This is a genomic window from Bifidobacterium favimelis (genome assembly GCF_037963085.1).
Taxonomy (GTDB): Bacteria; Actinomycetota; Actinomycetes; order Actinomycetales; family Bifidobacteriaceae; genus Bombiscardovia; species Bombiscardovia favimelis.
Genome location: NZ_JBANDZ010000001.1, coordinates 1,141,005 through 1,153,398 on the forward strand (window position 1 = coordinate 1,141,005; position 12,394 = coordinate 1,153,398).

The 12,394-nt window shown below is 64.1% G+C and carries 10 protein-coding genes; 2 read left to right on the forward strand and 8 right to left on the reverse strand.

The genetic code is table 11. The annotated features are described in order from the left end of the window. Window positions 1–5: 5 nt before the first annotated feature. The 5 genes from V6584_RS04685 to hisS all read right to left on the reverse strand — a co-directional run bounded on the left by V6584_RS04685 (window position 6) and on the right by hisS (window position 5,767). On the reverse strand, window positions 6–683 hold the full coding sequence (locus V6584_RS04685) for an amino acid ABC transporter permease (RefSeq protein WP_340469305.1): 678 nt from the start codon (window positions 681–683) through the stop codon (window positions 6–8). A 2-nt stretch (window positions 684–685) separates the two neighbouring features. Then, a complete protein-coding gene (locus V6584_RS04690) occupies window positions 686–1,537 on the reverse strand; it encodes a glutamate ABC transporter substrate-binding protein (RefSeq protein WP_404802594.1) in 852 nt (283 codons plus the stop codon). 50 nt (window positions 1,538–1,587) lie between these two features. Next, window positions 1,588–2,385 carry an amino acid ABC transporter ATP-binding protein gene (locus V6584_RS04695; RefSeq protein ID WP_340469745.1) on the reverse strand — a complete coding sequence of 266 codons (798 nt, stop codon included), beginning with the start codon at window positions 2,383–2,385 and terminating at the stop codon, window positions 1,588–1,590. A 150-nt stretch (window positions 2,386–2,535) separates the two neighbouring features. Next, the gene (aspS, locus tag V6584_RS04700) at window positions 2,536–4,335 is read right to left on the reverse strand and encodes an aspartate--tRNA ligase (RefSeq protein WP_340469306.1); all 1,800 of its coding nucleotides are present in this window, start codon (window positions 4,333–4,335) and stop codon (window positions 2,536–2,538) included. A gap of 40 nt (window positions 4,336–4,375) precedes the next feature. Beyond that, complete coding sequence (gene hisS / locus V6584_RS04705; RefSeq protein ID WP_340469307.1) at window positions 4,376–5,767, reverse strand: histidine--tRNA ligase; 1,392 nt, start codon at window positions 5,765–5,767, stop codon at window positions 4,376–4,378. A gap of 84 nt (window positions 5,768–5,851) precedes the next feature. On the opposite strand from hisS, the gene V6584_RS04710 reads away from it, so the two are divergent. Then, complete coding sequence (locus V6584_RS04710) at window positions 5,852–7,534, forward strand: DUF349 domain-containing protein (protein ID WP_340469308.1); 1,683 nt, start codon at window positions 5,852–5,854, stop codon at window positions 7,532–7,534. A 96-nt stretch (window positions 7,535–7,630) separates the two neighbouring features. Here the strand turns inward: V6584_RS04710 and V6584_RS04715 are convergent, their stop codons facing one another. The 3 genes from V6584_RS04715 to V6584_RS04725 all read right to left on the reverse strand — a co-directional run bounded on the left by V6584_RS04715 (window position 7,631) and on the right by V6584_RS04725 (window position 10,885). Then, on the reverse strand, window positions 7,631–9,985 hold the full coding sequence (locus tag V6584_RS04715; RefSeq protein ID WP_340469746.1) for a RelA/SpoT family protein: 2,355 nt from the start codon (window positions 9,983–9,985) through the stop codon (window positions 7,631–7,633). A 97-nt stretch (window positions 9,986–10,082) separates the two neighbouring features. Then, window positions 10,083–10,592, reverse strand: coding sequence for a dUTP diphosphatase (dut, locus tag V6584_RS04720; protein WP_340469309.1), 510 nt, complete (start codon window positions 10,590–10,592; stop codon window positions 10,083–10,085). Then, window positions 10,592–10,885, reverse strand: coding sequence for a DUF4193 domain-containing protein (locus V6584_RS04725; RefSeq protein WP_340469310.1), 294 nt, complete (start codon window positions 10,883–10,885; stop codon window positions 10,592–10,594). Before V6584_RS04725 ends, dut begins: the two co-directional genes overlap by 1 nt. A gap of 158 nt (window positions 10,886–11,043) precedes the next feature. Between V6584_RS04725 and sepH the strand changes: the two genes are divergently transcribed. Then, entirely contained in the window at window positions 11,044–12,360 is a 1,317-nt protein-coding gene (sepH, locus tag V6584_RS04730) for a septation protein SepH (protein ID WP_340469311.1), read from the forward strand. Window positions 12,361–12,394: the final 34 nt, after the last annotated feature.

Here is a 12,394-nt window from a genome sequence, read left to right on the forward strand (position 1 = left end):
CCCGGTCACCTCCTCACTGCGAGCTTGTTGGACAGGAAGGTGGTCAGGGCCCCGATCGGAAGGACCAGGATCACGTAGCCCATGGCGAAGATGAGGAAGATCGCCACGATCGAATTGGCGTGGAACTCGATCATCTCGCTCATCAGCGACGAGCTTTCAGTGGCCACCGAAGCCGCAGCGGCCACGGTTGAATTCTTGAGCAGGGCTATGAAGGTGTTTCCCAGAGGGGCCACCGATCCCCGGAAGGCCTGGGGAAGGATGATCTGCGAAGCCGACTGGTAGAAGTCCAGCCCCAGGGCCCTCGCAGCCTCGGACTGCCCCTGTGGGACGGTGTTGATTCCCGACCGGAGGGACTCGCATACGAAGGCGGCCGTGTACAGGGACAGACCGGTGACGGCCAGCCAGAAGAAGTTGACCGAGAAGGTGTCCGAGAAACTCAGTTTGAGCTGGGCGAAGGCCCCCAGGACCATGAAGACCATGATGATGGTCAGGGGCATGTTCTGGAAGAACTCGACATACCCCCGGCCCACGGCCCTCAGTGAGGAGACCGGGCAGATGCGCATGACGACCAGGACCAAGCCCAGGATCATGGAGAATATGGCCGACCAGAAGGTCAGTTCGATGTTGACCAGGAAGGCCCCGGGTATGTCGTATTCACTGAAAAGTTCGAGTATGGAACCCATGGTCACTCCCCCTCATTCGGTACGGGCGGATTGTACTTGGGATTCGGCTTGAAGTTGGCTCCCTGGGTGTTGGACTCGAGCGCCCGCTGCCAGGAGCCGTTGGCGATCATGTCCTTGAGGGCGGCGTTGATCTTGGCTGCCAGGGCCTTGTCGCCCTTCTTGATCCCCACCCCGTAATACTCCTGGGTGAAGGGTTGGCCGACCACCTCCAACCGACCCCGTGAGGCCGAGGCCAGTCCCGCCAGGATGATGTCATCGGTGGTGACGGCATCGACGATCCCCGAGAAGAGGGCGGTGGCGCATTCGGCGTAACCGGGCTGCTCCATCAGCTGGACCTCCTTGGAGAACTTCTTCTTCACCGTGATGGCCGAGGTGGAACCGGTGACCGAGCACAGCCGCTTCCCGTTCAGGTCCTGGGGGCCCGAGATGGCATGGTCCCCCTTCCTCACCAGGAGGTCCTGGCCGGCCACCAGGTAGGGGCCCGCGAAGGAGACCGCCTTCTTGCGCTCGTCGGTGATGGAGTAGGTGGCCAGGATCATGTCCACATCGCCGTTCTGCAGCATGGCCTCACGCTGTTTGGAGGGTGCCTCCTTCCAGATGATGTCATCCTCTCCGTAGCCCATCTTCTCCGCTATGTACTGGGCCACATCCACATCAAAACCCACGTAGGTCCCGGCCTTCTTGAAGCCCAGACCAGGCTGGTCGAACTTGATCCCTATCCGTATCTTCCCCGCCTCCTTGTCGGTCCCGCAGGCCGACAGGGAGAAGAGGCAACCCAGGGCGCAGACCAGGGCGGTCAGGGTGCGCAAGAACCGCCCCGTCCCCCCTCTGGTGCCCTCCTTGTTCATTCTCATGCCCTTGTCCTCTCTCCGAACCGTCTCAACCAAACTCCTCCACCGCCTGCTCAGCGGGTCAGGATCTTGGAGAGGAAATCCTGGGCACGCTTCGTCTTGGGATGCTCGAAGAAGTCATCCGGCCTGCCCTCTTCCAGGATGCGGCCGTCCGCCATGAAGACCACCCGGTCGGCGGCCTTGCGGGCGAAGCCCATCTCATGGGTGACGCAGATCATGGTCATGCCCTCGTTGGCCAGTTCGATCATGACGTCGAGCACCTCGTTGACCATCTCGGGGTCCAATGCGGAGGTGGGCTCGTCGAAGAGCATGATCTTGGGCTGCATGGCCAGTGCCCGGGCGATGGCCACACGCTGCTGCTGCCCGCCGGAGAGCTGGGAGGGCATCTTGGAGGCCTGGGACTCCACACCCACCCGCGCCAGTAGGTCCATGGCCATGTCATCCGCATCCTTGCGGGACATGTGCCTGACCTTCATGGGTGCCAGGGTCATGTTCTCCAGGATGGTCTTGTTGGCGAAGAGGTTGAAGGACTGGAAGACCATGCCGACCTCGGCCCTCAGCCTGGCCAGCTCCTTGCCTTCCTGTGGCAGGGGCTCACCGTCGATCCTGATGACACCGGAATCGATGGACTCCAGGCGGTTGATCGTCCGGCACATGGTCGACTTGCCAGAGCCGGAAGGACCGACCACCACCAGGACCTCGCCCGTGTCCACGTGGAGGTTGATGTCCTTGAGGACGTGGAGGCTGCCGTAGTGCTTCTCCACATGGGAAAGCTCCACCAGGGGCCTGTTCCCGTCTGTTTGCCTTGTACCGCCCTCTCCGGGTCCGATCGGGGTCCGGGGGCCGCTCATATTCGTGGTTTCGCTCATGCTGGTCAGTCTACCCATTTGGGTTTCGACCGGTGTTCTTCCATCTTACGAGCGTGTAAACGTCATGGAAAAGCCCGGGGTCTTGGTCACCGCGAGGGGGCCAAGACCCCGGGCCGCCGCAGCGGAACCGTCTCAGGCCTGCTCGGCCTCCGGATCGTAATCCACCCCGGTCTCCGCCCGCTGGGCATCCGAAATCGGCGCAGGGGCGCCGGTCATCGGATCCTGGCCGCCTCCGGACTTGGGGAAGGCTATGACATCCCTGATCGAACTTGCCCCGACCAGGATCTGCGCGGTCCTGTCCCAGCCGAAGGCGATGCCTGCGTGGGGCGGGGCACCGTACTTGAAGGCCTCCAGGAGGAAACCGAACTTCTCCTGGGCCTCCTCCTGGCCGATTCCCAGAACGTCGAAGACCCTGTCCTGTATGTCGTCCCGGTGGATACGGACCGAACCTCCACCGATTTCCTCTCCGTTGCACACGATGTCGTAGGAGTCGCTCATGGCATGTTCAGGGTCCTTGTCGAACCTGTCCAGCCAGTCGGCCGAGGGCATGGTGAAGGGGTGATGCATGGAGGTCCACTTGGAGTGGCCCACCGCCACATCATCGTCATCAGGGTCGTCCGTGGGCTTGAACAGGGGGAAGTCCACGACCCAGGTCAAAGCGAACTGGTCGGGCTTGAGCAACCCCTGCCGACGGGCTATCTCGACGCGTGCCGCGCCCAGAAGGGTCTGGGAGGCCTCACGGGGGCCGGCCGCGAAGAAGACCGCGTCCCCGTCCTCGGCATGGACGGCCTCCTTGAGGCCTTCGCGCTCCTGGTCCGAGAGGTTCTTGGCCACAGGCCCCTTGAGCACCCCATCCGAGGAGAACTGGACGTATGCCAGGCCCTTGGCCCCGCGCTGCCTGGCCCACTCCTGCCAGGCATCGAACTGGCGGCGGGGAAGGTCGGCGGCCCCCTTGTAGACCACGGCGCCCACATAGGGGGCCTGGAAGACACGGAAGGGGGTGTCCTTGAAGTAGTCGGTCAGCTCCACGATCTGGTTGCCGAAGCGCAGGTCCGGCTTGTCGGAACCGTACTTGTCCATGGCATCATGCCAGGAGATCCGCTGGATGGGAAGCTGGACCTGGTAGCCTGCGGACTTCCAGACGGCGGCTATGACCTGCTCGGCCATGGCCATGACATCCTCCTGGGAGGCGAAGCTCATCTCGATGTCCAGCTGGGTGAACTCCGGCTGGCGGTCGGCGCGGAAGTCCTCGTCACGGTAGCAGCGAGCGATCTGATAGTACCGCTCGAAGCCGCCCACCATGAGGAGCTGCTTGAGCAGCTGGGGGGATTGGGGAAGGGCGTACCAGGAACCGGGCACCAGACGGGCCGGCACCAGGAAGTCACGGGCCCCCTCCGGGGTGGACTTTATCAGGGTGGGCGTCTCGATCTCGCAGAAGTCCATGTCGTCCAGGGCCGCACGGGCGGCCTTGTTCATCCTGGCCCGCATCCTGATGGAATGCTGCATGGAGGGGCGGCGGAGGTCCAGGTACCGGTAGCGCAGACGGACATCTTCGCCGGGCAGCTTGTTCTCCGACTCGTTTTCAAGGGCGGTTGAGACCTGGAAGGGCAGTGCCTCCGACCTGGAGAGCACCTTGACCTCATCGGCCACGATTTCGATGTGGCCGGTGGCCAGGTGGGCGTTGTCATTGCCCTCGGGGCGTGCACGGACCTGTCCGGTGACCTGGATGACGAACTCGCTGCGCAGGGGGCGGGCCACCTCCTCGTCATAGATGACGATCTGGATGAGCCCGGTCCGGTCCCTCAGATCGATGAAGGCCACACCACCATGGTCGCGACGACGGTCCACCCACCCGGCGACGGTGACCTTCTGACCGATTTCCGCCTCGGTCACACCTGTGGCGCAACTGGTTCTGTAAGCCGACTGGCCCATTCTTGCCTGTCCCTCCATTGTCTCAGACCCGACCCCGTCCTCAGGCGCCGAATTCCACTCTCTGCTGGGCATATACGCTATCCGGCGTCCAAGACAGGGCGTCGGCCGGCACCTGGTCGCCGGTGATGATGTTCTTGACCTCGTCGCCCGTGGCCTCCTCGCCCTCCTGGGCGGGGAACCAGACGTAGGGGATCCCCAGGTGGTCGGCATACCTGATCTGCTTTCCCACCTTGGCCGCGGTCGGGGCCACGTCCGCCGCGATGCCCCGGGACCTCAGCTTCTGGGCTATGTGGTCGCTGACCGACCTGTCCCCCTCGTTCCACACGGCAACAAGGACGCTGGCCGGGCTGACCCTGTTGGCGTGTGCACCCTTGGCGGACAGGAGGAAGGACAGGAGCCTGGACAGGCCGATCGACAGACCCACACCAGGGTAGGTCCGTTTGCCCTGGGTGGCCAGGTTGTCGTAACGGCCCCCGGAACAGATCGACCCGAGGGATTCCGCGCCCTCCAGGAAGGTCTCATAGACGGAGCCGGTGTAGTAATCCAGGCCCCTTGCGATCTTCAGGTCGGCTATGACCGAGCCCGGCCGTATCCTGTCGGCCTCGTCGATGATCATGGCCAGGGTGTCCAACCCCTCTTCCGCAAGGGAATAAGCCTGGCCACCCATGTCGATGCCGACCTGGCGGCACAGACCGTCGAACCTCTCGTGCAGCTGCCGTCCGTCCGAGGCCGTCAGACCGGCCAGGTCAAGGCAGGCCCGGGCCTGCTCGGGAGTGGCCCCGCACTGCGAGACCAGGAGGTCGCAGACCGCATTCGTGCCGATCTTGTCCAGCTTGTCGATCTCGCGCAGGACCCCTTCGACGTCATCCAGGCCCAGGCCACGGTAAAAGCCCTCCGAGAGTTTACGGTTGTTGGCGTGGACGGTCGCCTTGGGCAGGCCGAAGGCGCGCAGCTCCTCCAGGGCGCTGACCATGACCAGCGGGAGTTCCACCTCATAATGGGCCGGAAGCTCACCGTTGCCGACCACATCGACGTCGGCCTGGACGAACTCGCGGAAGCGGCCCTCCTGGGGACGCTCCCCCCTCCACACCTTCTGGATCTGCCACCGCTTGAAGGGGAAGGTCAGGTGGCCGGAGTTCTCGACCACATACCGGCTCAGGGGGACCGTCAGATCGAAGTGGAGGCCCAGACGGTCCTCGACTGGGACCTTGTCCTCCTCACCACGGTCCTGCAGGCGGGACAGGAGGTATATCTCCTTGCTGGTCTCGCCCTTCTTCAACAGGCTGGAACCAGGCTCCACCGCCCTGGTTTCGATGCCTATGAACCCGTTGAGCTCAAAGACCCTTCGCAGGGTATCGATGAGGGCCTGCTCGACCACCCTCTGCTCGGGCAGCCATTCCGGAAATCCTGATAGTGATGCGCCTTGTGACATATCAACTTATAATAGAAGAGGTTGCGGAAAAGGGCACCTGCCATTTTCCGCCACCCTCCATCACACAAGCTTAAGGAGCTGGCCATGGCCGACGAGACTGCCACCACATCCGAGGGGTTCGACACTTCCAAGGATGAGCAGACCACACAGGGCATCACAGGCACCACGCCTGGTGCCTCCGAAAATGCACAAAACCCCGCTGAAGAAGGGCAGGCCGCCGCCGCGGCCCCGGCAGAGGGGGAATCGGACCAGGCCAGGTCACAAGAGGAACCACAGACGGACGACCAGGTCTCCCCGACACCGGCACAGGCAGAGGAAGGGGTCCAGGCCCCGGCTGAGAGCGGACAGGATGCACAGGAGGGCCGGACCGGACAGGCTGCCCAGGCAGGACCGAGTGCCCGGACGCAACCTGCGGCACCCGAGGCCCGGCCCCGGTCAGCAGCCCCCAAGCCCGCGCCCACCCCGGCGGCCTTCGCCCGCAAGGCACCACACGTCACCCCTGCCCCGGCCACTCCGACCTACTCCAAGGAGGACCTGGCCAAGGCCGAGTCATTCGGCCGGGTCGACGACCAGGGCAACGTCTTCGTGAAGGACCAGGGATCCGAGCGCCAGGTAGGTCAGTTCCCTGATGCCAAGCCCGGGGAGGCCCTCGACCTCTATGCCCGCCGCTACCTGGACCTGAACGAGAAGCTCACCCTCTTCGCCACCAGGCTGAAATCGGCCAACATCAAGGCCCGCGAAATAGACGACTCACTGAAATCCCTGACCAAGGAGGTCGCCTCCCCAGATGTGGTGGGCGACATCGACTCCCTGCGCACCCGTCTGGAAGCGCTGAAGACCGAGGGGGCGGCCAAGAAGGAAGAACTCACCAAGGAACGCAGGGAGGCCATGGCCAAGGCGGTGAAGGAACGCACCGCCATCGTCGAAAAGGCCGAGGACCTGGTCGCCTCCCTGGACGAAACAACCAACTGGAGGAACACGGGCGACAAGTTCCGCTCCCTCTTCGACCAGTGGCAGCACCACCAGCGCACGACCATCAGGATCGACAAGGCCGATGCGGACGCCCTGTGGAAGCGCTTTTCCACGGCCCGCTCCGAATTCAATCAGGCCCGTCGCAAGTGGGCCCAGGAGCGTGACGAGGAACAGGGGGCGGCCAAGAGGATCAAGGAAGAAATCATCAGCCGAGCCAATGAAATCAAGGACTCGACGGATTGGGGCGCAACCTCCCATGAGTTCAACGAGCTCATGGACCGTTGGAAGCTGGCTGGCCGGGCAGGCCGAAACGAGGACGACGCCCTCTGGGCGCGCTTCCGCGCGGCGGCCGATGTCTTCTTCAACGCCCGCCAGGCCGACCGCGATCAGATGTCAAGCGACGAGAAGGAGAACCTGGTCAAGAAGGAGGCCCTCCTGACCAAGGCCGAGGCCCTGGTGCCCGTCAAGGACGCAAAGGCGGCCAAGCAGGCCCGTCAGGCCCTGGCCGCCATCCAGGAGGAATGGGACCAGATCGGCTACGTGCCCCGGAACGACGTGCGCAGGATCGAAGGCCGTCTGGATGCGGTCGACCGCCAGATCAAGGCGGTCGAGGACGCGGCATGGACCCAGTCCGACCCGGAAGCCGATGCACGGAAGTCCAGTTTCGAGGATCAGCTGAAGGCCCAGCTGGCCGATTTGGACAGGCAGATCGCCTCCGAGCAGGATCCGGACAAGCGAAGCGCCCTTCAGGCCGAGAAGGCCACCAAGGAGCAGTGGCTGAACGCCGTGAAGTGAGATGAATCCCCGGCGGTGATGCGTCCTACCGCCGGGGTTCTGATTCGCGAGGGCCGGGTCGGCACATCGTCCTGATGATTGCCGCCCGGCCCTTTTTCACATCCTGCGCATGCGGGGGGCCGAGGACCCCCTTGCCCCCGTCAGCCGGTAGGCGTCGAAGACCCCGTCGATTTTGCGCACGGCCGACAGGAGGGTGTTCAGGTGCTGGGGGTCGGCCATCTCGAAGACGAACTGGCTGACGGCCACCCGGTCACGGCCGGTGGACTGGCTTCCGGACAGGATGTTGACCCCGTGGTCGGCCAGCACCTGGGTGATGTCCGACAGGAGGTGGGGACGGTCCAGGGCCTCCACCTGGATCTGGACCATGAAGGTCCCCTGCTTGCTGGTCCAGGAGACTTCGACGATCCGTTCCGGCTGCTTCTTCTCCAGATCAAGCAGGTTCTGGCAGTCCGCCCTGTGCACGGATACGCCCTGGTTGCGGGTTATGAACCCGACGATCTCATCGCCGGGGACGGGGGTGCAGCAGCGGGCCAGCTTGACCCAGACGTCATCCACCCCCTTGACCGAAATCCCCTGGGTGGACTGGGACTCGTTGGAGTGGGCCACCTTGCTCAGGGGGATGGCCTCCTGCTCGACCTCCTCCTCCACATCCGAACGTCCCGCATCCTTGACCAGGCGGGAAATCACGTTCTGTGTCGAAATCTGCCCGTCCCCTATGGCCGCGAACACCGCATCCTCATTGGGGTAGTTCAACTCGTCGGCGATTCCGACCATGGCCTCCGTCGTGAGGAGGGCGGCCACGGGGAGGTTCCGCTTGCGCATGGCCCGGGTCAGCTCGTCCTTGCCCTCTTCGACGGTCTCAGACCGGCGCTCCTTGCTGAACCACTGACGGATCTTGTTGCGGGCCCTGGGGCTCTTGACGAAGCTGAGCCAGTCCCGGGAGGGCCCTGCCGTCTCGGACTTGCTGGTCAGTATCTCGACCGTGTCTCCGTTCTGCAGCTTCGTGTCCAGGGGGACCAGGCGGCCGTTGACCCTGGCCCCCATGGTCCTGTGCCCGACCTCCGTGTGGACGGCATAGGCGAAATCGACCGGTGTCGAAGCCGCCGGCAGGGAGATGATCTTCCCGTTGGGGGTGAAGACATAGACCTCAGAGGATCCCAGATCATCCTTGAGGGAGCCCAGGAACTCATCGGAATCGGGGGTTTCGCTGGTCCAATCGGCCAGTTGCTGAATCCATTTGAGATTGTCGGCTTCGGTCAGCTCGGGCTTTTCGACCTTCTCCCGCTTGACGTCCGACTTGTCGGGTTCGGAGAGCTCCCTGCCCGCCTTGCCGTTCTCCTTGTACTTCCAGTGGGCCGCGATGCCGAACTCGGCCCTCCGGTGCATCTGCCAGGTGCGGATCTGAATCTCCACGGGCTTGCCGCCCGGCCCCACGACCGTCGTGTGAAGCGACTGGTACATGTTCATCTTGGGCATGGCGATGTAGTCCTTGAAACGGCCCGGGACCGGACTCCACCGGGCATGGACCGCCCCCAGGGCCGCATAGCAGTCCCTGATGCTGTCGACGATGATCCGCACGCCTACCAGGTCGTAGATGTTGGCGAAATCGTGCCCTCGCACGATCATCTTCTGGTAGATGCTGAAGTAGTCCTTGGGCCTGCCGGTGACATAGGCGTCGATGCCCTGGGAGTCCAGGTCTTCGTGGATTTCATCGAGTATCTGCTTCAGATAGACGTCCCTCTGCCCGGCCCGCCTGGCCACCAGCACGACTATCTCGTCATAGATCTTCGGGTAGAGGGTCTTGAAACTCAACTCCTCCAGTTCGGTCTTGATGGCGTTCATGCCCAGGCGGTTGGCGAGGGGGGCATAGACATCCAGGGTTTCGCGCGCCTTGCGCTGGGCCGAGGAGGCCTTGACATACCGCCAGGTCCGGGCGTTGTGGACCCGGTCGGCCAGCTTGACCACGAGCACACGGACATCACGGCTCATGGCCACGATCATCTTCCGTATGGTCTCTGCCTGGGCGGAGTCCCCATAGTCCATCCTGCTGATCTTGGTGACCCCGTCGACCAGACCGGCCACCGTGTCGCCGAATTCCTTCCGGCACTCATCAAGGGTGTAATCCGTATCCTCCACGGTATCGTGGAGGAGTCCGGCGGAGACCACCGTGGGCCCCATGCCCAGGTCGGCCAGGATCTGGGCCACCGCCAGGGGATGGATGATGTAGGGCTCGCCTGATTTGCGGCGCTGACCGGAATGCTGTTTGACGGCCCGCCTGTATGCCTGCTCCAACATGGACAGGTCCTCGTCGGGGTGGTGGGCCTCACAGACCTGTCTGATCGGCAGGAGGGGGTTCAAGGGGTCATCGCTGACTTCACAGCCCAGGGCGCGCGAAGACAGCTCGAACGAACCGTCCCTGTTGACGTCGTTGTCGCAGACCCTGCCCTCCATCTCCACCATGGCTCCTCCTCTACCCCGATATTCCAACTATCCTACACGTCCGCCGGAAGTGGGACGCCCCCATGTCTGGTGGGCCGGGAGCCGGCCGTCACAGGCCCGTGGACCCGAAGCCGGACTCCGAGCGTTCGGACCCCGGCAGGCGGTCGGCCGGTATGAAACGGGCCTGGACGTACCGTTGGATGACCAGCTGGGCGATCCGATCGCCCGCGTGGAGGACCACCCTCTCCCGGGGGTCCAGGTTGATCAGGGGGACCTTGATCTCCCCCCGGTAACCCGCGTCGATGGTACCCGGTGCGTTGAGGATGGTGACCCCCATCCTTGCCGCCAGCCCCGAACGCGGGTGTACCAGGCCCACGTACCCCGCCGGGAGCGCCAGGCTAATGCCCGTAGGGACCAGGGCCCTTTCAAAGGGTTCCAGGCTTACGTCCACCCGTGTATGCAGGTCGGCGCCGGCATCGCCCTCCATGGCATAGGCCGGAAGGACAAAGCCCTCTCCCCCGTCCTGACAGCTGCCCCCGTCGTCGCCCTCGCCGGCAGGGGCGGCCTTCACCAGGACCTCCACCGACTCCGGTTCCACGTAGGTTTCGTCATAGGCCATCAGGCTGCACACTCCTTGCATACCGGCTGGCCGTCGGGGGTGGTGTAAGCCAGTTGGCTGCGATGCTTGACCAGGAAGCAGTTGGAACAGATGAATTCGTCACCCTGCATGGGGATGACCGTGACGGAAGAGTCCTCATTGCTCAGATCCGCACCAGGCAGCTCGTAATCCTCCGCTATCGCATTCTCATCATCGTCCAGGTCGGCCCCTGATTCCTGGCTGTTCTTGCCCAACTCCTGCAGGGATTCCTCATCCTCGTCCTTGTCGCGTGGGGAATCATAATCCTGTGCCATCGATATTCCTTTCGAGTCGTCGACGCGGCACCTGCTGCCGGTCTTTTGAAAAACACGACATGTACTGCGCATAGGATACACGATTTCAAATGCACGTAAAATACAGGTCATAGGGCAGAATGAAAGAAATCAAGGCTCAACGGAAGATAGGTGCGTGCATGTCTGAGGAACGGATCAAGAGGGCCGACTTTGATCACGTGAGCGACCAAGGTGACCTGGTGTTCGTCTGTGACCACAGACACTTCGCTGTGACCGTCGATGATGCGCTTGATCACGCCATTCTGGAGGCAAAACAGATACGGGAGGAAGAGGAGGGCACACCCCTGCCGCACACCTCCTCCGCCCTGCCCGTCTCCTCCATACAGGCGGCCGTCCGCAGCGGGATGGAGCCCTCCAAGGTGGCCCGACAGTTCGCTGTGAACGAAGCACTGGTCCGGCGTTTCGCGGCCCCGGTCGAGACGGAGAAGAAATACGCCGTTGAACAGTTCCTCACCCTGCCGGCCCCCCATGGAAGCCGTGGACGGACCAATGAGGAGGTCATCGACTCGGTCCTGGACGAGGCCGGGCTGGCGATGGGGGCGGTCAACTGGCAGGCGACACGCCGAGGGTACGAGCCCTGGAGGATCGTCGCCTCCATACCCTACGAGGGCAGGGTCTTGACGGCCAATTGGACCTGGAACATGCGTGACAACACCGTGACCTCCCTTAACAACCTGGCGGGGGCCCTCCTGGGCGAATCGGGACACGCCGGGCCGGCGGGGGCCGGCGACAGGTCACGCGCAGGGGAGGCAGGGGGCCGGCCAACCCCGGTGACGGCAGGCCCGGTTGCCGCCCAGGAGGGGTCACACCCCTCCACTGAAGGGGGCGGACAGACGGGTGCGAACGGTTCCGCCAGCCGGAACGGGGGAATCCGGCAGGTGGCCGCCCCTGCTCCACAGGCGGACCCCGCCCGCTCCAAGGACCCTGCCGGGAGACCGGCCAGGGAGGAAGGCGTGCAGAACGGATTCACCCCGGCACAGTCCACGACCGCCGATGCAGGCCTGCCTGCGGGCCGGGAGGCGGACGGAGCCGGAGAAGCGCAGGAGGGGCGCAGGTCGGCCCTGACCGCCTGGCTCTATGGTCCCTCGCCCTCCAAGAAGGCCGACGAGGGACGACCCTGGCCCAAAGGGGCCGGGGACGGCAACCCGCCATCAAAGGTCGATGCGGACGGCATGGAGCCCGGTGAGAGGGACGTGAAGGGTGCCGACAGGGACATGGCGGGGACCACAGTCCTTCCGGCCGTCCGCCCAGAGGGCAACGTTCAGAACGGCGAGACCTCCGAGGGGCCGGCGGCCCCAGGCCGGACATCCGGTGTTCAGGAGGGGGACGGGACCGGGCAGGAGGGCCGCGGACAGGACGGCGGCAAGCCGGGCAACCGCAAGCACCCGGGTCGGTCCGCCGTGCCCAGTTGGGACGAAATCCTCTTCGGGGATTGACCCCCTGGCCTGCCGTCCCCTGTGGACAGAAGCT